We start from the raw sequence: 20,692 nt of genomic DNA, 5'->3' as shown, positions 1-20,692 counted from the left end.
GTCTGCTTTCAGTAAAGCTGTCCAGCGATGAGGCGCTCGAAGTCCTGACATATGGGTTGGATCTGTTTAATACTGTTCTGGAAGACAACGATGGCGACGGCCGCTGGACGGCGCATCTCACACCGCCAGCAGCAGTGGAAGATGCGCTTGCAGGATATATATGGGCGGGCCTGGCGTCACCGGTGGCGGCAACCCGATGGGAAGCCGCACACGTCGTAGTTGCCCTTTGTGCAATGAGGCGAACACGCATCATTGATGGACTCGTGAATCATGCGACCGCCAATACCACGATGCCATTCGGAGACGTCCGGTTCGCTTTTTATAGTCTGCACGCCCAACAGTGGCTGCTGATCTCGGCAGCAAGGGCGGCACAAGAGCATGGTCCTGTGCTTGTTCCGCACTTGGATTATCTTCTGGCGCACGCAAGCGTGAACCAGCCGCATATTATTATCCGTTTATTCGCGGCTCGAGCCGTCTTAAAGCTTGACGCACAAGGGCTCATTACCCTAGCGTCGGACATTCGGCAACGGTTGGTTGACATCAATTCCTCACAGTTCGACACCGAAAAGTGCGATTCATTGAAAGAACGAGTTTCCGATGAGACAGGAGTGCCTGACGAAGAAGAGCTTCCAGAGAACGACCGGTACTTCTTTGGGATAGATTTCGGTCCGTATTGGCTGGCGCCGCTCGGCCGATGCTTTGGGATGTCGCAGTCCGATGTGGAGCGGGAAACGCTAAAGGCAATTCGCGGCGATCTTGGCTATGCGGGGCCACATCGTTGGGACGTAGACGAACGGAATAGGCTGCGCCTTTATCAACACGAAGGCACACACCATAGCCACGGTAGTTATCCACGAGTAGATGACCATGGATTCTACCTTTCGTACCACGGAATGATGATAGCAGCCGGACGTCTACTGGCGACAAGGCCGCAGATCGAGAGCTCCAACGATTGGGAAGACGATAAGTTCTCGGACTGGATGACACGTCACGACATTTCGCGCACAGACGGCCGGTGGCTTGCAGATCGGCGCGATCCACAACCAACGGAGCGCCCCGATTGGCGAGACGACTGCAACAAAACCGAGTGGTTGGGCTCGATTGCGATCAGCGACTTCGAACGAGCGCTGCACCCTGAGGCAGGTTTTATGACCGTTTGGGGGCGGTGGTCAGACTTGGACACAAGTAGAAAAGAGTCGATTCTAGTTCACACCGCTTTGGTGTCACGCGAACGCTCTGCATCGCTGCTTCGAGCACTTCAGACGACAGATAATCCGCACGACTTTCGAATTCCCAATTTCGATGACGATCTCCAGATTGATCAGGGGGCCTATCAGTTGAAGGGGTGGATCGTCGACCGGCCAAACGAAGGTGGCATCGACGAAAGTGATCGGTGGGCTGGTGATATACGCTTCCCCGCACCTGAGCCCGCTCCCTTCGTTGTCGAAATGATGCGTTTACTCACAGACTCCGACCGCCGGATGTGGCTATCTCCCTCAAGTCCGACGCCGATACTTCAATCCGAAACATGGGGGTATTTTCCCGAAAAAGATAGTACCGAACAGTCGAACGGGCTTAGGCTTGAAGCTTCCGTCCAGTTTGTTGTTAATTTCCTGACGGCAATCGGCATGGACTTGGTTGTCGAGGTCGAAATTCAGCGACGATCTCGTCATCAACATTATGAAAAACGAGGCGACGATGAGCTCCGAAACATTCCACCAAGCACCAGAATCTTCATTGTTAGAAGTGACGGAACAATCCGCTCGCTCTGAAGCGGTAATCGCCCTTGGGAAAAAGCTCGTTGGCGAGTTAGGGCTCGGCGACTCCGTAGATACTCTCGGACGCTGGATGGCGCATTATGTTGCGGAGCTTATGCAGGAAGCAGAGGCCTCGACGGGCGAAGATCGAGTGGCTAAGCAAGCACATCTTCGCGATGCGATTCTGGCTCTGTGGGCTCAACGCTTTGCACTGCCACGAGGCATGCGGCCATTCGAAGAATTCGAACCGATTTTGAGGGCTTTAGCGAGTCTCGATCCAGAAAGCCAGTCCCCCCGATACTTTTCACCATCTCGCGCACCGGAAATGGAGTGCAGTGAGGCCAAGGAAACGCAGCATTGGGTTGAGTTGGCGAGCGCCTTCGATCAAATTTCGAAGGTTCTCATCGACTATTGCCTGACCTTGGCGGCGGACGCGGCGCTGGATAAGTCAATGGAATGGGTCGAGCTTGCCATGGAAGCGGGCATCGACGAAAGCTTTGAATTCAGCGTGATCCGTTTCATCAAGGATCAGAGCGATCTGATGAAAGAGCCGGACCCGAACGCATACCAGCGAAGCGTCCTTACTGACCGAAAAAATAAGCTGGAGTCGTTTCTCGCTAAAGCGACGATGTTGGTAAACGATATAGACGACCGCCTGGAGGGGTTGCCACCCTCTATCGGCGATTCCGATGTGGACCGCGGGCAGTCGTGAATTTATTAGCACATTTCACTAACGGCTATCGCTGAGAGTTAACACATAACCTCAGGATTGTATTTTGAATTTGAAAGTTCTCAAATGCTTCCTGTTTTTTGATGTGTGCACTAAGTAATTGTCATGCGTATCATGAAAGGCTGCTCTCGTCTAATTTTCGTTGATTGGAGGTGCGCGGTAAATACCAGAAGCTGCTGGTAGAAAATTTAATGAGGGAGCCGTAGCATGTCGATCCGAACAAAAAATGAGCTTTGCTACGGTTGGTATTTAGCTGTTAGGTTTATAGGGAAAATCAGTGCAGTTCAGTCTTAATCAAGTAATCATCGGGGGCTTTGCCTTAGTTGGGGCGGTAGTCGCAGCCACTTGGAATGTGCGCAATGATAGGATCGAAGAGTTATCGTCTGTTGTGGATGGATATGAAAGGTCTGAGAAATGGAAGTTGCCGGAAACAATTAAAAGAATTGAAACTGCTTCGAGTCATTTGGATGGTCAAATAATTTTTATTCTTGATAATAAGAAGCTCAAGGAAGATCTTGAAAAGGTTAAAATCGATTTTCATCAAAAGGAAGCAGAAATCGAATCAATTAAGTCGTTTCATGAAAAAAAAGTTGGTGAGCTAAAAAAGCAGCTTTCTGAGCTAAGCGAAAAGCTTAAACAGAAAAATGATTTTATCTCAAGCCTCTATAGTGAGGCGTCTGAGTTCTCTCTGACTAAAAGCACCTCCAAGAAAATTTTTGGTTTGGATGTGGTTGTGTCGGTTACCGATATTGTATTGAATGATTATGCTGAGATTATTGTTAATAACAAAAGTTGGAGAATGTACCCGGGGAATATTGTAGGCGTAAGTTATAAGGATGAGGGTTGCAAGCTGTTGCTGAATCAGATTTCAAATTATAAGTTGGTGGATTTCACTTTTGTCTGTGACAAATAATCTGGCGAGCTTGCTCCGGATACATAAAAAGCCGACTGAGGTCGGCTTTTTTGGAGCGTTTATCGTACTACGTAGCTAGCTTGCGAGAACATCCTCTGCGCTGTGTTTGGTGGGACCGATCTTCAAGGTGACGCTGGTTCCAACTGCCGGAATTTCCTCCGTGCTCAGGGATGTCGAGGTTCATCAAAGTTACGGCATCTCGCCCGATCAGTTTGGTCGCAGTATACAACTTGCCGCCAATGTCTAGCGCCGCTTCTGCGGCGGTGTTCCATTTATCCTCGAGCGTATCATGTGCAAGATGCAAAGTCTTCGTTTCAATCTTCTTGTATTCCTCTTGCGCCTCTGTGATGTGCTGATCGACCGTTACGAGCTCTTACTCCAGCGCGGTGATAATCAATTGCTGACGACGATGCTGCTCCGTAGTTGTTGTGAGGTTGTTACCAGCGTTTTGCGCATCGGCACTGGCTGCTCTTTCACTCTTTACATCACCCCATGCGATCGCTTGGGCATAGCTGTCGCCGCATCCGTTTCCACTTGTCGAGCTTTGGTGATTTCCGCTAGGGCTTATTTTCTGAGCTCCTCAAGCCGATTGTGGAAGCTCTGACGTTTTATCTTGAGTTCTTCCTCATCGGCCTTCCAGTTCGCCATGGTGACTTTGTACTCAGCGATCAAATTTGCATGATCAGATAGGATTTCTCTACGTTGGAGAGTTTTGTCCAGTAAAAGTACGCGGTGGGCAATGGCATCTATCTTGAGCTTTCGGTTGCTAGCAGCCGTCAGTCGCGCTCGCGCATGAAGAACCCGGCCACGTATTTGCGGAACGTCTCCAGGCTCTTGAAGTCTGCGAAACGTTTGAAGGTGTCAGAACTCGGCTCTGGCCCTTGTGGCTGTTGCACCAGTGATACCGACAAAACTCGGTCCAAGTCAGAGCTCAACACCAGCTCATCCATTTCATCGCCGCCGATCATGGGCCTGCGCATGACGACCTTGACCCCTTTGCTGGCCATCCAGTCGATCAGGGACACCAGCATCTTCAGCGGTTCGCGCTCTTCGTTGCGGTAGACCGGAAACAGGTGCCCTCGCGACAGCACGGGCAGGGTGGCGACATGGATCATTTCGTAGAAGTGGCTGCCCGCCGTGGCCGGAGAGTAGATCGCCAGGGCCAGCAGCGGGCCGCTCGCCCTGGCGCCTCCCCAGAGCAAGTGATGGCCCTGGAAGTCGAAGCCGTCTTCGCTGCGATCATTGAACAGCTTGCGCGCGCGGACATCGTTGACGCAGTCGAGCAATAGCCCATAGCGGCGATGGTTGCCGAACAGCGATGTTTCGCGCAGGCGGGCCTTGAGCATCATCATGTGCTTCATGTCGATGCGTGTTTCAAGGTAGTTGCTGGCCGGCACGCGGTCGACCAGTGGGTAGCGCGCGGCCACGCTGCGCAGTTCGGCGAACTGCTGGGTCAGATCCTTTTTCAAATGGGTCGCATAGACATTCAGGCCGCTGGCTTCGATCCAGGTCACCAGCAATGACAACAAGCGTTGCTGGTCGCGGCGCTGGGCGGGCGTCAGGGGGCCGCGCTCGCCTTCGGGGTTGTCAGTCTTGCGGAACTCGCCGATCAACTTCAACGGCATGTCCGGGGGTAGCCAGGCGGCTGGCGGTGCTTCACGTTCGGCCGCTGACGCGCTGTGATATTCGTCCTTGATGAACGGGCAGTCTGGCGCATGCTCCGGGGTGTCTGGGTTGTTCTTGAGGAACACCGTACCGGTGTTGCTGTTGAGCGTGACGTTCATGACCGGCAGCGCGTGGGGCTGGCAATCGCAGGCCAGCCAGTGGCCTTCGGTGCGAAGCTTCATCAGCAACTGGTTGGCTTGCAGTTGGCGGTGACCCTCCAGGGTTCCGCTGGCAAAGCCGCGGGCCAGTACTTCTTCAGCAGGGGTCAGGGTGCGCACCAGGGTGCCATTTTTCTCGATGATTCTCATAGGCTATCCAGGCCGGGACCCTTGCGCTAAAGGTGTGCAGTGCGGTCAAGGTAAGGCAAAAATCGACTGCCGTCACGGGCTGCTCACCGGCACAGGCCGGTGAGCAGCATTCAGTCAGCTAGCCTTGCCGCCGAACATTTCGGCAGCACGCTGCCTGATTTGCTCGGGTGACAGATCCTCTTTGTGAGTGGCGACAAACCAGAGGTTGCCATAGGGGTCTGTCAAGGTGCCGCTACGGTCGCCGTAGAACTGATCCTTGACTTCGCTGACCTGAATGCCCCCTGCATCAATGGCCTGCTTGAACTGGGCATCGACGTCAGTCACGTACAGGTGCAGGCCAATGGACGGCTGCTGGGATTGCGAGCTGCGCAATGGGCTCTGATCACACGGCTCGCCGAGCATGATCGAAGAGTCGCCGATACGAAGCTCGGCGTGGCCGATCTTGCCGTCTGGGGTGGTGAGGCGAAACATTTCGGTGGCGTTGAAGGCGCGTTTGTAGAAGTCGATGGCTTCGCTGGCATTGGCGATGCCAAGGTAGGCCGTGATGCTGTGTTGGCCCTCCGGGATGGGTTTGACGCTCATGGTAGTTCCCTCCGTTCGATGTTGATTGGCCACTTGGCGAAGACACTCGCCAAGTAATCTGTATGTTTATACAGTATTTTGCCAATTGCAAGCTCGCCGGACCCACAGGTGATCCAGCGACTCCTACATCAGACTCCGGTACCCGTCAAAAGATGTAATCGGTGGTCAGGAAACTCGACGCTCGGTTGCGAATGATTTCGCTGATCAGGGTTTTGTTGCTGTCCTGGAATTTGGTGGCGACCAGGGTGCGGATCGAGAACACCCGCAAGGCGTCATGGACCGACAAGGTGCCTTCGGCCGAGTTTTTGCGACCGTTGAAGGGGTAGGTGTCCGGGCCGCGCTGGCACTGGGCGTTGAGGTTGATACGCCCGACCTGGTTGGCGAAGGTATCGACCAGGCGCCCGACTTCGGTCGGGTCGGTGCCGAAAATACTCAGTTGTTGGCCGAAATCCGAATCCAGCACGTAATCGATCACCGTCTGCAGGTCGCGATAAGGCACCACCGGCACCACCGGGCCGAATTGCTCTTCATGGTAGACGCGCATCGCCGGGCTGACCGGGTAAAGCACCGCCGGATAGAAAAACGATTCGCGCACCTGACCACCACCGGGGTTGACCACCTGTGCGCCATGAGCAATGGCGTCGCTCACCAACGTGGTGAGGTAGTCGACCTTGCCAGGCTCCGGTAGCGGCGTCAGGGCGGCACCGTCCCACGGCATGCCCGGTTTGAGGGTCGCCAGACGCGCGTTGAATTTGCTGATAAAGCTGTCGGCAATGTCTTCATGGACAAACAGGATCTTCAATGCCGTGCAGCGTTGACCATTGAACGACAGGGCGCCGGTGACTGCCTCGTTCACGGCGTTGTCGAGGTCTACCTGAGGTAGCACGATGCCGGGGTTCTTGGCATCCAGGCCCAGGGCCGCGCGCAGGCGGTGAGGGCGCGGGTGAAGTTTTTTCAGGTCGCTGGCGGCCTTGTTGGTACCGATAAAGGCAAAGATGTCGATCTTGCCGCTGGCCATCAGGGCGCTGACGGTTTCGCGGCCGCTGCCGTAGATCACGTTGATCACCCCGGCCGGGAAGCTGTCTCGGAAGGCCTCCAGCAGCGGGCGAATCAACAACACGCCGAACTTGGCCGGCTTGAACACCACGGTATTGCCCATGATCAGCGCCGGGATCAAGGTGGTGAAGGTTTCATTGAGCGGATAGTTGTAAGGGCCCATGCACAGGGTCACACCCAGCGGCACGCGGCGAATCTGGCCGAGGGTGTCCTGTTCCAGTTCGAAGCGGCTGGAGCGTCGGTCCAGCGTCTTGAGTGCCTCGATGGTATCGACGATGTAGTCGCAGGTGCGGTCGAACTCTTTTTCTGAATCCTTGAGATTCTTGCCGATTTCCCACATCAGCAGCTTGACCACGGCGGTGCGCTGTTCGCGCATCTTGGCCAGGAAGGTTTCCACATGGCGAATCCGCTCGGCCACTCGCAGGGTCGGCCATAGGCCTTGGCCATTGTCGTAGGCGCGTACGGCGGCATCCAGGGCGGTGAGGGCGGTTTGCGCATCCAGTTGCGGGGTGCTGCCCAGAATCACCGCTTGATCGCCCTCGGCGCTGGCCAGGCAAATAGGGCTGCGCACCGATCGCAACGGCCCTTGCCAACTCAGCAGTTGGCCATCGACCAGGTATTCGCGTTGTTCGATCGGGCCTTCCAGGCGCCAGGCCTCGGGGATTTGTTCGGCGGTAGGGAACAGCTGGCTGAGAATCGTTTCTTGGGACATGACGGCCTCTTGGAGTTAGATGAAGCGTTTCAGCTAGTATTCTTGTAACGCAAAATTTCAATTTCGGCTAGCGCTCTGGAAGACAAGGCGACTGGTAGGAGCAGGCTTTAGCCGCGATGAACACGACGCGATTTGCCTGATATGCGCGGTGAGCCCATCGCGGGTAAAGCCGGCTCCTACACCAAGGGATCGATCAGCGGCGATCGCGCAAATGGCGTAATCGCCTGTTTTTAGTGCGCTTTTGCCCTCGGTTTGACCGATGGCGCTATAAGGGTGCGCGTTGAAGAGGGTTTTTTCTGGTTGCCGGCTGTTTTCCGCTTGCCAGCCGATCAGGCACAGGCTTTGCTGTGACAGTTCAAAGTCTCGGGCAACAGGGAATTCGGCATGGACCGTACGTTTTACAACGAGATGTATGAGGCAAACGGTAAGTGTCGCGCGCACTATCAGGCGTTTGAACGCTGGCTGGCGAGCACGCCGGTTGAATTGCTGGAACAGCGTCGGCGGGAGGCCGACCTGTTGTTCCATCGGGCAGGTATTACCTTCACGCTTTACGGTGATGCGCAGGGCACCGAGCGGTTGATTCCATTTGACATCATTCCCCGCAGCATCAAGGCCAGCGAGTGGGAAGTCGTGGAGCGTGGTTGCATCCAGCGGGTGCAGGCGCTGAACATGTTTCTGGCGGACATCTACCATGACCAGCGCATCCTCAAGGAAGGTATCGTGCCTGCCGAGCAGGTGCTGGCCAACGAGGGCTATCAGAAAGTCATGCAGGGCCTGAGCCTGCATCGCAATATCTATTCGCACATTGCCGGGGTCGACCTGGTACGCGACGGGGACGGCAGCTATTACGTCCTGGAAGACAACCTGCGCACCCCCAGCGGCGTGAGCTACATGCTCGAAGACCGCAAGATGATGATGCGCCTGTTCCCGGAGTTGTTCGCCGCCCAGCGAGTGCGTCCTATCGACCACTACCCCAACTTACTGCTCGACACGCTTAAAAGTTCCTGTGTGCTGGATAACCCAACGGTGGTGGTGCTCACGCCGGGGCGCTTCAACAGTGCCTATTTCGAGCACGCGTTCCTGGCCCGCGAGATGGGCGTGGAACTGGTCGAGGGCGCGGACCTGTTCGTGCGCGATGAGCGTGTGTACATGCGCACCACCGCAGGCCCGCAGGCAGTGGATGTGATCTATCGTCGCCTGGACGACGCCTACCTCGACCCGAAGTTCTTCAACCCTGATTCGATGCTCGGGGTTCCCGACCTGATGGGCGCCTACCGTGCAGGCCATGTGATCCTGGCCAATGCCGTCGGCACGGGTGTGGCGGACGACAAGTCGATCTATCCCTATGTCGGCGACATGATTCGTTTCTACCTCGATGAAGAGCCGATCCTGAAAAACGTGCCGACCTGGCAATGCCGCAAACCTGAAGAGTTGTCCCATGTGCTGGCGCACTTGCCAGAACTGGTGGTCAAGGAAACCCAGGGCTCCGGTGGCTACGGCATGCTGGTAGGGCCTGCCGCCAGCGCCGCCGAGATTGAAACCTTCCGTGCCCGGCTCAAGGCCCGGCCGCAGGACTACATCGCCCAACCGACCCTGTGCCTGTCCACGTGCCCGACCTTCGTCGAGCAGGGGATTGCCCCCAGGCATATCGACTTGCGCCCGTTCGTGTTGTCGGGCAGCGAAACCCGCCTGGTGCCCGGTGGCCTGACTCGCGTTGCCCTGCGTGAAGGCTCGCTGGTGGTGAACTCGTCGCAAGGCGGCGGTACCAAGGACACCTGGGTGGTAGAGGACTGAACCATGCTTTCTAGAACTGCTGCCGATCTGTACTGGATGTCCCGTTACCTTGAGCGCGCCGAGAACCTGGCGCGGATGTTGGAGGTCAGTTATTCGTTGTCCTTGATGCCCCAGGCCGGGCGCGGAGAAGGGCACACCGAGCTTGCCATGGCGCTGTTGTCTACCGGCACCCTGGAGGACTACCACGAGCGTCACGGCGAGTTGAACGTGGAGCGCATGCTGCACTTTTTCGTCCTGGATGAGCACAACCCTGGCAGCATCTACAGCTGCCTGCGCGCTGCCCGAACCAACGCCCACGCGGTTCGTGGGCGGATTACCGCCGACATGTGGGAAAACATCAACGCCACCTGGCTTGAGATGCGCAGCCTGGCAAGCCAAGGGCTGGGGCGCTATGGCATCAGCCGCTTCTGCGAGTGGGTGAAAGAGCGCTCGCACTTGTTCCGCGGTGCCACCAGCGGCACCATCATGCGCAACGAAGCCTACAGCTTCATTCGCCTGGGCACTTTTATCGAACGCGCCGACAACACGCTGCGTTTGTTGGATGCACGCTACGAAATGTTCGGTGAAGAGTCCGAGGAAGTCAGCGACGATTCGGCCCGAGGTTACTACCAGTGGAGTGCCTTGCTGCGGGCCTTGTCGTCGTTCGAGGCTTACACCGAGACGTATCGGCATTCGCCGGCAGCTCGCCAGGTGTGCGAGTTACTGCTGCTGCGCGCCGATGTACCGCGCTCCCTGCATGCCTGTGTCGAGGAACTGGACCAAATCCTCGCCGACCTGCCAAGCACCACTGGCCGCCGCGCCCAGCGGCTGGCGGCAGAACTCAATGCCCGGTTGCGCTACACCGGGATCGACGAGATTCTGGGGGCGGGGCTGCACGGGTGGCTGACCGAACTGATTGAGCAGGTGCGGGCGTTGGGGCAGATGGTGCATGAGTCGTATTTGGAGGTGGTGTAAGGCCTGAGAATGAAGGGAGGAAGGCCGTGTCAAGGCTTCCAGGCGCTTGGCTTGGGTTTTGCGCTGTTGCCCAAATCGAGCGCCGCCCGCGCGGCGCATTCGCCGGCTAAAGCCGGCTCCCACATTGGTTGCAACGTGCCATTTTCTGTGAGATCGGCGTTGTTAGCCTTGGTGGTTCGGCTTTGGATTTTTTGTGGTTTCGGGTGGGGCGCGTGGCTGACAACTCCACTCTCACAGGCCATGGCACGTTGCAACCAATGTGGGAGCCGGCTTTAGCCGGCGATGCGCCGCGCGGGCGGCGCTCGATGTCAAGAGCAAAGAAAAAACCAAGGCAGGCACCTTGTGTGGCTCATGCGATCTGTTGACAGGCACTCTGCGGTTCACCCTGAGAATGAAGGGAGGAAGGCCGTGTCAAGGCTTCCAGGCGCTTGGCTTGGGTTTTGCGCTGTTGCCTAGATCGAGCGCCGCCCGCGCGGCGCATTCGCCGGCTAAAGCCGGCTCCCACATTTGTTGCAACGTGCCATGGCCTGTGGGGTAGGGGTTGTTAGCCTTGGTGGTTCGGCTTTGGATTTTATTGGTTTCGAGTGGGGGGCACGTGGCTGACAACTCCACTCTCACAGGCCATGGCACGTTGCAACCAATGTGGGAGCCGGCTTTAGCCGGCGAATGCGCCGCGCGGGCGGCGCTCGATCTCAAGAACAAAGAAAAAACCAAGGCAGGCACCTTGTGTGGCTCATGCGATCTGTTGACAGGCACTCTGCGGTTCACCCTGAGAATGAAGGGAGGAAGGCCGTATCAAGGCTTCCAGGCGCTTGGCTTGGGTTTTGCGCTGTTGCCTAGATCGAGCGCCGCCCGCGCGGCGCATTCGCCGGCTAAAGCCGGCTCCCACATTTGTTGCAACGTGCCATGGCCTGTGGGGTAGGGGTTGTTAGCCTTGGTGGTTCGGCTTTGGATTTTATTGGTTTCGAGTGGGGGGCACGTGGCTGACAACTCCACTCTCACAGGCCATGGCACGTTGCAACCAATGTGGGAGCCGGCTTTAGCCGGCGATGCGCCGCGCGGGCGGCGCTCGATCTCAAGAGCAAAGGAACAACCAAGGCGGACACCTCGTGGGGTTTTGCGCTGTTGCCTGCTTCGTGACTTCCGACGGAATACATGTCGATAGGTGAACCGTTTCATCTCGGTCATTAACGCCGATATTCCCCATCAACGACGCTTTTGTCGACTTGCACATGGGCTGACATCCGAGTGGCATCAAAATGATGGCACCCTTTCTCGACTACTCTCCCTCGCGGCTCGCGCTGAAATGCCCCCGGCCCCCACGACAGGACTTGTTCATGAAATTCATGAAAGGTGATCTCTCGCTGTTTGCCGCCGTTGATCTGGGCTCCAACGCTTTTCGCATGATGATTGCCCAGCCGGTCAAACGAGATCGCCGTCTGGTCATCGAAGAGGTCAAAACGTTGCGCGAGCCGGTGCGCTTGGCCGAGGGGCTCGAAGGGGATGCACTCGATCACCTCGCGCTTGAGCGTGGCTGGCAGGCGCTGGAGCGATTTGGCAAGCGCCTGCGCGGGTTTCATGCAGGAAGGGTCCGAGCGGTGGCTACCAGTGCGGTTCGCCAGGCTAATAACGCCTGTGTGTTTCTGGCCGGCGCGGAGCAGCGCCTGGGTTTCCCTATTGAAGTCATCAGCGGCCATCAAGAGGCTCAACTGGTCTACAAAGGCATCGCCCATGCCATGCCATCCGAACAAGCCACGCGGTTGGTGGTGGACATTGGTGGCGGCTCAACTGAGTTTATCGTGGGGCAGGGCGATCATCCGCTGCTGACCGAAAGCCTGCCCATTGGCAGTGGCACCTTTGGCAAACGCTACTTTGCCGGGGGACGGGTGTGCAGCCTGTCACTGCAGGAGGCCGAGCGGGTGGCGTGCCGGTATATCGAACAAATCGCCGGGCGCTACCGTGCCCAAGGCTGGGAGCAAGCGCTGGGTTCGTCGGGAACGGTGCGCATGCTGGCCAAGATCCTCAAACTCAATGGTCTGAACGATCCGGGGCAAAGCGGCATCACCCATGCCGGGCTGTTGCGCCTGGTACTGCGCCTGTTGGCGGCGGAAAACGTCAACCGTTTGCGCCTGGTGGGCTTGCAAAGCCAACGGCTGAACATGTTGCCGGGTGGACTGGCAATCATGCTCGCCGCCTTCAAGACCCTCGGTATCGACAGCATGACGCCGTCGGAGCCTGGGTTGCGGCTAGGACTGTTGCACGGATTGGTACATAACTAAACAGTTTGGGTGTACTCCTGCAATTTCTCTTAACTGTACCGGAGCAAACAGGTTCTATTCCGATAATGTCGTGACTGTCGCATTCACTTCGTTCAGGATGAAATCATGTCGCTCTCCATCAATCTGCTCTCGGCGTTCGCCTTGTTTGCGTTCGTGTCTTCGATCACACCGGGGCCCAACAACACCATGTTGCTGGCGTCGGGCGTGAACTTCGGTTTTCGTCGCACCATCCCCCATGCGGTGGGTATCAGCGTCGGATTCATGGTGATGGTGATGGCGGTGGGCTTTGGTTTGGGCGAGGTGTTCAAGACCTTCCCAATGGCCTATGAAGTGCTGCGCTACATCGGCGCGGCTTACCTGCTTTACCTGGCCTACAAGATTGCTACCTCGGGCCCGCTGGCCACAGAGATGGCTGGCAATCGCAAACCAATGGGTTTCTGGGGCGCTGCCGCGTTTCAGTGGGTTAACCCCAAGGCGTGGGTCATGGCCGTGGGTGCCATCACGACCTACACGCCCTCCCAAGGTTACTTGCTCAATGTCATTACCATTGCGGTGGTCTTCGCGGTGATCAACATGCCGGCGGTGTGCGTCTGGGCCGGGTTTGGCAGTGCCCTGCGCAATGTATTGCAGAACCCCCGCTGGTTGATGGTGTTCAACCTGTCGATGGCGACCTTGCTGGTGCTGTCGCTGTATCCCTTGTTTTTTGCCTGATGAGTTTGAATCGGCACACATGACCGCCGCGTAACATGCATTCCAGGTGCTCGACCTCGCCATGCCCCAAGGCACCTATCAGGGCCAGGTCCAGTTCACAGACTTGCGGGTGCACCTTGGCCAAATGGTGGAAGACGCAATTGTGCGCGACGATCTCGGTTTGTTCGCTTGAGCGAAAAAATACCTCGGCTTCGTAGCCTGCCTGGTTCATCTGTTCGGCAATCTGAGTTTCGTTCAATTCCTGGCTAGCCATCCCGGCCGCGAGTTTTTTGCCCAGGCTGCGCATCAGCGCGACCAACCCAGGCTCGCCGAGCAGTTCGGCCACTTCCCCGATCAGCAGGTTGGCCAGCAATTGATATTGCCGAGGAAACAGCTCACGGCCCTGTGGGGTCAGTTGGTACAACTGCTCCGGGCGTCGGCCGGTCGGCCGGGTTTCGCCCCGCACGACCAGCCCGTCGCGCTCCAGCGCTGCCAGGTGCTGGCGGATGGCCGTGCGGGTGACGGCCAGATGATTGGCCAGTTCGTCGATGCTCATGCCATCGGACTGGTAGAGCAGTGCGCTCAACAAGTCTTGTTGGGTACGACCTAAACCCTGAAGCATGGGATGACTCCTTACCTTGGAAACACTCTAGAACTTGTCGGGAAACTGTTTGACCAGCGCCGCCGTCAAGGTATCGGCCAGCATCAGGATATGCGTGCGCATGGCCGCCCATGTCTGAGCTTCGGCGTTGTAGTCTTTTTTCGCCAGCTCGTCGATCTGCGCGACGTGATGCCCACCATGGGCGGCCAGCAAGTTGACCAGCGCCTGCTCTGGCAAATTGGGGTTGGCTTTGGACAGGAACGCTGCAATGGCCTTGGCGTTGCTGGTCAGCTCCTTGACGGCGGCGTCCTTGTTCTTGGCGTTCTGGCTAACGGTAGCATCGCTGTATTGCTTGACCGCACCCCAATGCCCGGCAAGCAATGTGAGCAATTGGTCGGCCGCAGGTTGGCCATACAGCGGCGCAAGGCTGTTGGCGATGGCGGTGGCATTGGCCACGACTTGCTTGGCGGCGCTGTCGGCCTGGGCCTGTTGCCCGGTCTGATTGGCAATGACGTAGGTGCGGATCCAGAAGATATGCTCAACCCAGAGGTCGCGCAAAGCGAGGCGGGTGGTCAATGCTGCGGAGTCGGTCGTGGGGGTGGCGGCAAGGGCTTGCTGGGAAGGGCTCCAGGCGGGGCTGAAGGACAGTGCCAACACCAGCAGTGCCAATGTTTTGATGTTCATGAAAGTCTCCTCGATAAGGTGGATGAGCTTACAAGAACAATTAAAGCATAAAAATATGCCATTAATGGTCTTGGCCTGTTTTTGCTCCCACCGTTCATCGTGTCGCTATAGTTACCCAGATGAAACGGTCATTCCGAGGCCAGAGGTCAATCCATGGCACTGATCAGTCGAGAAGTCTGGTGGTTCGAGCCGCCCAAGCCAGGTCAGACCGAAGCGGACCTGAAGTGGGGGTTTCTGGAAATTTATTCCGACCGCCCACCGGTATTTGTCCATGAGCGTCCGTCGCCCGAGCAGATGGCCAAACGCAAGAGTTGTCGCTATTTTCCTGATCGAGACGATCCGCTATAACCGCCACATCAGGCCATCGGCGGCAAGCGGCGCTTGACCGGGCTCTTCTTGACGATCGCCGTATTGGTCTCGGCATAGCCGTTGAGCCGGTCGAGCAGGGCGTCCAACTGCTCCATTGAGCGCACGTGCAGGCGCGCAATAAAGCAATCGTCGCCGGTGACCTTGTCGCACTCAGTGAACTCAGGAATGGCCACGATCTGGCGCTCCACTTCCTGTAGCTTGCCCGGCAAGGGGCGTATGCGGACGATGGCCTGGAGTTGATAACCGAAACATTTGGGATCGACTTCTACCGTGTAGCCGGTCAACACACCGCGTTCCTCCAGCCTGTGCAGGCGCTCGGCGACACTGGGAGAAGACAGGCCGCTCAGTTGCGCCAGCGCCTTGAGCGAACGCCGGGCGTCCTCCATCAAGGCGCTGATCAGTACTCGGTCGATTTCATCGGTCATCCTTATTCCCTCTCGGTACTTTTGCCAATCTGCCTTTATAAAAAAGGCCAAGGATCAGTTTAGCCTGCGCCAAGCGCTGGAACCGCGCCTACTCGGCTTGGGATACTGATGCCCTGACAAAAGGAGGCTTATTATGCTGACCTCATTGCAACGCGGTTCGTTGGAAATGGTCGCGGCCATGTTGATTTCAGGAACCATCGGTTGGTTTGTGCTGGTGTCCGGGCAGGCCGTACTTGATGTGGTGTTCTGGCGCTGCCTGTTCGGGGCTATCACTTTGTTTGTGATCTGCGCGCTGATGGGCTTCTTGCGACCGGGCATTCTGACCCGCAAAAGCTTTTGGCTGACAGTGCTCAGCGGCGTGGCCATCGTGGGCAACTGGGTATTGCTGTTTGCCTCCTATTCCCGTGCGTCGATTGCGATCGGCACGGCCGTCTACAACGTTCAGCCCTTTCTGTTGGTGGCATTGGCGTCGCTGTTTCTCGGTGAAAAATTGACTGCGCCGAAGCTGTTCTGGTTGAGCGTGGCCTTTGTCGGCATGCTCGCTATTGTCAGTGCCCATGGTGAGCAAGGGGCTGCAGGCAATGACTATCTGGTGGGCATCAGCCTGGCGCTGGGTGCGGCGTTGTTGTATGCCTTCGCGGCCTTGATCATCAAGCGACTGAGCGATACGCCGCCGCATCTGATTGCGCTGATCCAGGTCACGACCGGGGTCTTGCTGCTGGCACCCTGGGCGAATTTTTCGACGTTGCCACAACTGCCGCAGAGTTGGGCGGCACTGCTGACGCTTGGGATGGTGCATACCGGCCTTATGTATGTGCTGCTCTATGGCGCCATCCAGAAGTTGCCGACCGCCTTGACCGGTGCGCTGTCGTTTATTTACCCGATCGCAGCGATCTTCGTTGACTGGCTGGCCTTCGATCATCGGCTGGATCTGCTCCAGTGGCTCGGGGTGGCCGCGATTCTGGTGGCGGCAGCCGGCATGCAGCAGGGTTGGTGGTGGCGCAGCGTTGATCAGTTGGAGGTGCGTTCACACAACGCCTGCAAGCGCCCCAGCAATAAATGCCCGGCAGCGCCCAGCCCAGTGCGGGCGTATAAGGCCAGGCGCATGCCTTGAATATCCGGCAAGCCGCTTTCTGGGCCCAGCACCCGATGCCCTTCACCCAATACCCGCAATGGCAACAAGCTGACCCCCAGGCCCGCAGCCACCGCTGCACACACGCTGGCCAAACTGGCGCTGGAATAGCCGATGCGCCAATGCCAGCCTCCCACGTCCAAATGGTGGAGCATCTCGTTGCGGTACAACCCATCGGCCGGGAAAGCCACCAGCGGTAAGGGCGTGCGGCCCATGGCTGGATGCTTGAGGCTGTCCACCCAGGCCAGCGGCTCGGGCCAGGAAGCGACGCAGTCATCGCTGCTGCCTCGCTGCTTGATCAGCAGCAGATCCAATTCACCGTCCTGGTAAAGACGGTGCAGTTGGGTACTGAGCCCGCTGCTGACCTCCAGACGTACCGAGGGATACTCCCGAGCAAATTCGGCCAGCAGAGGCATCACGCGCTCGCTGACAAAATCTTCCGCCAAACCCAACCGCAACACACCAACACCCGATTGCTGGCTGATGCTCTCGGCGGCTTCTTCGTGCAGGGCCAGAATGCGTCGGGCGTAACCCAGCAGCCGCTCGCCTTCGACCGTGGGCATGACCTGGCGCTGGCTGCGGTCCAGTAGCTGGCAACCCAGGCTTTCTTCCAGCCGACGCAATTGCTGGCTGACTGTGGATTGAGTCAGGTGCAGCCGCTGGGCCGCGCGGGTAAAACCGCCGGAATCCACGACGGTGACAAAGCTTCGCAACAGGGAGTGGTCGAACACGGCGGGATCATTCTCAGAGCCACTGATAGGCATCACTATATTTAATTTCTGAATACTTTGCTGGCTGGCGATAATTCGATTTTCACAATCGGCGGGAGCCCATGAACAACGTCAAACCTATTCCGGCCTGGTTGGGCTGGGCTTTGCTGGTGGTGATTGGTATTAACCTGCGGCCGATCCTCAGTTCCGTCAGCCCGTTGCTCGGCGAAATCCGCGAGGCCACCGGCCTTGGCTTTCAGGGTGCGGCACTGCTGACCACCTTGCCGGTGATGTGCATGGGGCTCGTGGCCTTGGCCGCCGTGCGGGTGGAAGCTTGCCTGGGGGAAAGGCGTGGGGTGGCGCTGGGGCTGGTGTTTATCTTTACCGCTTGCCTGCTGCGCTGGTGCTTTGGTCAGAGCGGCGTGTTGCTGGGCACGGCGCTGCTGGGAGGGGCCGGTGTGGCGTTGATCCAGGCACTGCTGCCGGCGGTGATCAAGCGTCGCTTCGCCAGTCGCGTACCCTTGGCGATGGGCGTCTATTCGGCGGCCTTGATGAGCGGCGGAGGCCTTGCAGCCTTGTTGAGCCCAATGGCAGCCCATTATTTCCAGCACTGGCAGCCTGGCCTGGGCATCTGGCTTGTGCCGGCCCTTCTGGCACTGCCGCTGTGGATGGTGATAGCCGAAAAACGCAGTGGCAATAGCCAAGCTGTTGCGGGCCTGCGCTTTTATCGACAGCGCAGGGCCTGGCTGCTGGCCCTGTATTTCGGCCTGATCAACGCCGGCTACACCAGCATGGTGGCCTGGTTACCTGCCTTTTATGTGCAGTTGGGCTGGAGCGTCACGAGCAGCGGCTCGTTGTTGGCCTTCATGACCATCTTCCAGGTGCTGGCGGCGTTGGCGATGCCGGCCCTGGCGCAGCGCTGTGTGGACCGACGAGGCCTGCTGACGGTGAGCCTGCTTGCCCAAGTGATTGGCTATTGTGGTCTGGTGGCTCTGCCGGGTGAGTTGGCGTGGGTGTGGGTGGCGTTAATTGGCTTCGGCCTGGGCGCCTGCTTTGCCTTGAGTTTGATACTGACACTGGATCATCGTGCTAACCCACGCGAAGCGGGGCAACTGGCAGCATTCGTGCAAGGCATTGGCTTTCTGATCAATGCCGTTTCGCCCTGGTTCAGCGGCTGGTTGCGCGAGCAGAGCGGTAGCTTTGTCAGTGCCTGGGTGGCATTGATCCTGGTGTGCGTGCTGATGATCGGCTTGACTCGCGTCTTCAGCCCGGTCAGTTACCGACCGGGGGCATGCGCCGCTGAGCCTGGGCTGTCCTGATCTTCAACCGCATCGCTCAGCGCGCGCAAAGGTTCAGGACAGGAAACCGCCATCAACATTCAAGGCAACGCCGGTGGTGTAGCTGGAAGCATCGCTGGCCAGATAAAGCACGGTGCCAGCCATTTCCTCTGGCGCCGCGACGCGCTTGAGGGGGATCCGTTGCAGGGCCACATTCAAAATCGCATCGTTCTTGACCAGTGCTGAAGCGAACTTGGTATCGGTCAGGCCCGGCAGCAGGGCGTTGCAGCGAATGCCGAACTGGGCGCATTCCTTGGCGAATACCTTGGTCATGTTGATCACCGCGGCCTTGGTCACCGAATAGATGCCCTGGAACTCACCCGGCGAAACACCATTGATCGACGCCACGTTGATGATGCTGCCACCGCCATTCTCACGCATCAGCTTGCCGGCTTCGACCGACATGAAGAAGTAACCCCGGATGTTCACATCGACGGTCTTCTGGAACGCGCTCAGGTCAGTATCCAGCACGTTGCAGAACTGCGGGTTGGTGGCCGCATTGTTGACCAGGATATCCAACCGCCCGAATTGCTCGCGAATGCCGGCGAACACTTCGCTGATCTGCTGCATTTCACCAATATGGCAGGCGACGGCCGTGGCTTTTCCGCCGGCTGCCGTGATGGCGTCCGCCACGTGCTGGCAGCCTTCTATTTTGCGGCTTGAGACAATCACATGGGCGCCTTGTTGGGCCAGCAGCCGGGCGATCGCCTCGCCAATGCCGCGGCTGGCACCGGAGACGAAGGCGATCTTGCCGTCGAGGTCGAACAACTGGGTCTTGGACATGGTTTTTCCTTGTTGTAATCGCAGGTTACAGGCTGGATTTGTCAATGACTTGCAGGCTCATCTGTTCCAGTAGCTTGTTCATGTGGATGAACTGCGCGAAGCGTTTGTCTTGGGTCTGGCCGTGATAGAAACGGTAGTAGATTTGCTGCACGATCCCGGCCAGGCGGAACAGGCCGTAGGTGTAGTAGAAGTCGTAATTGTCGATGGCGATGCCCGAGCGCTCGGCGTAGTAGTCGACGAACTGGCGACGGGTCAGCATGCCGGGCGCATTGCTGGGTTGGCGTCTGGTCAATTGCACCGGCGCCGGGTCGTCGGCTTCGATCCAATAGGCGAGGGTGTTGCCAAGGTCCATCAGGGGGTCGCCGACAGTGGTCAGTTCCCAGTCCAGCACGCCGATGATGCGCATGGGGTTGGCAGGGTCCAGGATCACGTTATCGAAGCGGTAATCGTTGTGGATGATGGCAGGTCGAGCGTGATCGGCAGGCATCTTGTCCACCAGCCACGCCTTGACCGCTTCCCAACGCGGGGCATCGGGCGTCAGGGCCTTTTCGTAACGGCTGCTCCAACCACTGATCTGGCGCTGCACGTAACCTTCAGGCTTGCCCAGGTCGGCCAGGCCGCAAGCGTTGTAGTCAACGCGATGCAGCTCGACGAGCTTGTCGATGAAGTTCTTGCACAGCGCCTGTGTCTGCGTTGCATCCAGGTGCAGTTCCTGTGGCAGATCCGAGCGCAGGATCACGCCGTTGACGCGCTCCATCACGTAGAACTCGGCACCGATCACCGACTCGTCCGTGCAGTGCACGAAGGCTTTGGGGCAGTAGGGAAAACCCCTGTTGAGCTGGTTGAGGATTCGATACTCGCGGCCCATGTCGTGGGCCGACTTGGCTTTTTGCCCAAAGGGGGGACGACGCAGTACGAACTCCTGGCCTGGGTATTCGATCAGGTAGGTCAGGTTCGAGGCACCACCGGGAAACTGACTGATGGCAGGCATGCCCTCAAGGCCTGGGATATGGGCCTTGAGGTAGGGATCGATCAAGTCGGCATCTAGCTCTTCGCCGGCACGAATCAGGGTGGACTGGTCGGTAAGTGCCATGCTTTTCCCTTATGAATGAGGCTCGTGATTATTGACCAATCTAATGCGTGGCAAGCGGGCTCACAAGCGTCCGGCTGCCTTATAGGTACCCGTGTTGCAGCCCGATCAATCGCCTTGA

The 20,692-nt window shown here is 57.8% G+C and carries 18 protein-coding genes and 1 pseudogene; 10 read left to right on the top strand and 9 right to left on the bottom strand.

Annotation, left to right across the window (positions count from 1 at the left end; all coding sequences use genetic code 11):
* Window positions 1-56 precede the first annotated feature (56 nt).
* The 3 genes from AC3IX4_RS15370 (at window position 57) to AC3IX4_RS15360 (ending at window position 3,400) form a co-directional block, all read left to right on the top strand.
* Complete coding sequence (locus tag AC3IX4_RS15370; protein WP_489256306.1) at window positions 57-1,772, top strand: hypothetical protein; 1,716 nt, start codon at window positions 57-59, stop codon at window positions 1,770-1,772.
* The gene (avs3b, locus tag AC3IX4_RS15365; protein WP_489256305.1) at window positions 1,699-2,469 is read left to right on the top strand and encodes an AVAST type 3 anti-phage protein Avs3b; all 771 of its coding nucleotides are present in this window, start codon (window positions 1,699-1,701) and stop codon (window positions 2,467-2,469) included. Before AC3IX4_RS15370 ends, avs3b begins: the two co-directional genes overlap by 74 nt.
* A 295-nt stretch (window positions 2,470-2,764) precedes the next feature.
* On the top strand, window positions 2,765-3,400 hold the full coding sequence (locus tag AC3IX4_RS15360; protein ID WP_489256304.1) for a hypothetical protein: 636 nt from the start codon (window positions 2,765-2,767) through the stop codon (window positions 3,398-3,400).
* Window positions 3,401-4,176: 776 nt separating this feature from the next.
* Here AC3IX4_RS15360 and AC3IX4_RS15355 read toward each other — a convergent pair.
* The 3 genes from AC3IX4_RS15355 to AC3IX4_RS15345 all read right to left on the bottom strand — a co-directional run bounded on the left by AC3IX4_RS15355 (window position 4,177) and on the right by AC3IX4_RS15345 (window position 7,723).
* Entirely contained in the window at window positions 4,177-5,373 is a 1,197-nt protein-coding gene (locus AC3IX4_RS15355; protein WP_489256303.1) for a DUF8534 domain-containing protein, read from the bottom strand.
* A gap of 114 nt (window positions 5,374-5,487) precedes the next feature.
* A complete protein-coding gene (locus AC3IX4_RS15350) occupies window positions 5,488-5,955 on the bottom strand; it encodes a VOC family protein (protein ID WP_489256302.1) in 468 nt (155 codons plus the stop codon).
* Between the two features lie 145 nt (window positions 5,956-6,100).
* The gene (locus AC3IX4_RS15345; protein WP_489256301.1) at window positions 6,101-7,723 is read right to left on the bottom strand and encodes an NADP-dependent glyceraldehyde-3-phosphate dehydrogenase; all 1,623 of its coding nucleotides are present in this window, start codon (window positions 7,721-7,723) and stop codon (window positions 6,101-6,103) included.
* A gap of 384 nt (window positions 7,724-8,107) precedes the next feature.
* On the opposite strand from AC3IX4_RS15345, the gene AC3IX4_RS15340 reads away from it, so the two are divergent.
* The 4 genes from AC3IX4_RS15340 (at window position 8,108) to AC3IX4_RS15325 (ending at window position 13,461) form a co-directional block, all read left to right on the top strand.
* Window positions 8,108-9,517 carry a circularly permuted type 2 ATP-grasp protein gene (locus AC3IX4_RS15340; RefSeq protein WP_489256300.1) on the top strand — a complete coding sequence of 470 codons (1,410 nt, stop codon included), beginning with the start codon at window positions 8,108-8,110 and terminating at the stop codon, window positions 9,515-9,517.
* A 3-nt stretch (window positions 9,518-9,520) separates the two neighbouring features.
* Entirely contained in the window at window positions 9,521-10,471 is a 951-nt protein-coding gene (locus tag AC3IX4_RS15335) for an alpha-E domain-containing protein (RefSeq protein ID WP_489256299.1), read from the top strand.
* 1,346 nt (window positions 10,472-11,817) lie between these two features.
* Window positions 11,818-12,750, top strand: a complete 933-nt coding sequence (locus AC3IX4_RS15330; protein WP_489261292.1) for a Ppx/GppA phosphatase family protein — start codon at window positions 11,818-11,820, stop codon at window positions 12,748-12,750.
* A gap of 105 nt (window positions 12,751-12,855) precedes the next feature.
* Window positions 12,856-13,461, top strand: coding sequence for a LysE family translocator (locus AC3IX4_RS15325; protein ID WP_489256298.1), 606 nt, complete (start codon window positions 12,856-12,858; stop codon window positions 13,459-13,461).
* Here AC3IX4_RS15325 and AC3IX4_RS15320 read toward each other — a convergent pair.
* Window positions 13,403-14,062 (bottom strand): helix-turn-helix transcriptional regulator, encoded by a 660-nt coding sequence (locus AC3IX4_RS15320; RefSeq protein ID WP_489256297.1) that lies wholly within the window; start codon window positions 14,060-14,062, stop codon window positions 13,403-13,405. The genes AC3IX4_RS15325 and AC3IX4_RS15320 overlap by 59 nt on opposite strands.
* 27 nt (window positions 14,063-14,089) lie before the next feature.
* Window positions 14,090-14,725 carry a hypothetical protein gene (locus tag AC3IX4_RS15315; RefSeq protein WP_489256296.1) on the bottom strand — a complete coding sequence of 212 codons (636 nt, stop codon included), beginning with the start codon at window positions 14,723-14,725 and terminating at the stop codon, window positions 14,090-14,092.
* A gap of 153 nt (window positions 14,726-14,878) precedes the next feature.
* Here AC3IX4_RS15315 and AC3IX4_RS15310 point away from each other — a divergent pair, with 153 nt between their 5' ends.
* Entirely contained in the window at window positions 14,879-15,073 is a 195-nt protein-coding gene (locus AC3IX4_RS15310; RefSeq protein ID WP_489256295.1) for a hypothetical protein, read from the top strand.
* Window positions 15,074-15,081: 8 nt separating this feature from the next.
* Here the strand turns inward: AC3IX4_RS15310 and AC3IX4_RS15305 are convergent, their stop codons facing one another.
* On the bottom strand, window positions 15,082-15,519 hold the full coding sequence (locus AC3IX4_RS15305; protein WP_489256294.1) for an Lrp/AsnC family transcriptional regulator: 438 nt from the start codon (window positions 15,517-15,519) through the stop codon (window positions 15,082-15,084).
* A gap of 133 nt (window positions 15,520-15,652) precedes the next feature.
* On the opposite strand from AC3IX4_RS15305, the pseudogene AC3IX4_RS15300 reads away from it, so the two are divergent.
* Window positions 15,653-16,513: pseudogene (locus AC3IX4_RS15300) on the top strand (DMT family transporter); the annotation flags it as partial.
* A 17-nt stretch (window positions 16,514-16,530) separates the two neighbouring features.
* Here the strand turns inward: AC3IX4_RS15300 and AC3IX4_RS15295 are convergent.
* Window positions 16,531-17,382 (bottom strand): LysR family transcriptional regulator, encoded by an 852-nt coding sequence (locus AC3IX4_RS15295; RefSeq protein WP_489256293.1) that lies wholly within the window; start codon window positions 17,380-17,382, stop codon window positions 16,531-16,533.
* Window positions 17,383-17,483: 101 nt separating this feature from the next.
* Between AC3IX4_RS15295 and AC3IX4_RS15290 the strand changes: the two genes are divergently transcribed.
* The gene (locus AC3IX4_RS15290) at window positions 17,484-18,680 is read left to right on the top strand and encodes a CynX/NimT family MFS transporter (protein ID WP_489256292.1); all 1,197 of its coding nucleotides are present in this window, start codon (window positions 17,484-17,486) and stop codon (window positions 18,678-18,680) included.
* 33 nt (window positions 18,681-18,713) lie between these two features.
* On the opposite strand, the gene AC3IX4_RS15285 is transcribed toward AC3IX4_RS15290, so the two are convergent.
* Window positions 18,714-19,481, bottom strand: a complete 768-nt coding sequence (locus AC3IX4_RS15285) for an SDR family oxidoreductase (protein WP_489256291.1) — start codon at window positions 19,479-19,481, stop codon at window positions 18,714-18,716.
* 25 nt (window positions 19,482-19,506) lie between these two features.
* The gene (locus AC3IX4_RS15280; RefSeq protein ID WP_489256290.1) at window positions 19,507-20,574 is read right to left on the bottom strand and encodes a phosphotransferase family protein; all 1,068 of its coding nucleotides are present in this window, start codon (window positions 20,572-20,574) and stop codon (window positions 19,507-19,509) included.
* Between the last annotated feature and the right edge of the window lie 118 nt (window positions 20,575-20,692).

This window comes from Pseudomonas sp. KH_021 (genome assembly GCF_057838865.1).
This window is presented reverse-complemented; position numbering and strand designations above follow the sequence as displayed.

Coding starts and splice junctions, on each gene's coding strand:
- AC3IX4_RS15310 (WP_489256295.1), top strand. CDS start 14,879: ATGGCACTGATCAGTCGAGAAGTCTGGTGGTTCGAGCCGCCCAAGCCA.
- avs3b (WP_489256305.1), top strand. CDS start 1,699: ATGAGCTCCGAAACATTCCACCAAGCACCAGAATCTTCATTGTTAGAA.
- AC3IX4_RS15280 (WP_489256290.1), bottom strand. CDS start 20,574: ATGGCACTTACCGACCAGTCCACCCTGATTCGTGCCGGCGAAGAGCTA.
- AC3IX4_RS15340 (WP_489256300.1), top strand. CDS start 8,108: ATGGACCGTACGTTTTACAACGAGATGTATGAGGCAAACGGTAAGTGT.
- AC3IX4_RS15355 (WP_489256303.1), bottom strand. CDS start 5,373: ATGAGAATCATCGAGAAAAATGGCACCCTGGTGCGCACCCTGACCCCT.
- AC3IX4_RS15305 (WP_489256294.1), bottom strand. CDS start 15,519: ATGACCGATGAAATCGACCGAGTACTGATCAGCGCCTTGATGGAGGAC.
- AC3IX4_RS15325 (WP_489256298.1), top strand. CDS start 12,856: ATGTCGCTCTCCATCAATCTGCTCTCGGCGTTCGCCTTGTTTGCGTTC.
- AC3IX4_RS15290 (WP_489256292.1), top strand. CDS start 17,484: ATGAACAACGTCAAACCTATTCCGGCCTGGTTGGGCTGGGCTTTGCTG.
- AC3IX4_RS15320 (WP_489256297.1), bottom strand. CDS start 14,062: ATGCTTCAGGGTTTAGGTCGTACCCAACAAGACTTGTTGAGCGCACTG.
- AC3IX4_RS15335 (WP_489256299.1), top strand. CDS start 9,521: ATGCTTTCTAGAACTGCTGCCGATCTGTACTGGATGTCCCGTTACCTT.
- AC3IX4_RS15330 (WP_489261292.1), top strand. CDS start 11,818: ATGAAAGGTGATCTCTCGCTGTTTGCCGCCGTTGATCTGGGCTCCAAC.
- AC3IX4_RS15315 (WP_489256296.1), bottom strand. CDS start 14,725: ATGAACATCAAAACATTGGCACTGCTGGTGTTGGCACTGTCCTTCAGC.
- AC3IX4_RS15350 (WP_489256302.1), bottom strand. CDS start 5,955: ATGAGCGTCAAACCCATCCCGGAGGGCCAACACAGCATCACGGCCTAC.
- AC3IX4_RS15345 (WP_489256301.1), bottom strand. CDS start 7,723: ATGTCCCAAGAAACGATTCTCAGCCAGCTGTTCCCTACCGCCGAACAA.
- AC3IX4_RS15285 (WP_489256291.1), bottom strand. CDS start 19,481: ATGTCCAAGACCCAGTTGTTCGACCTCGACGGCAAGATCGCCTTCGTC.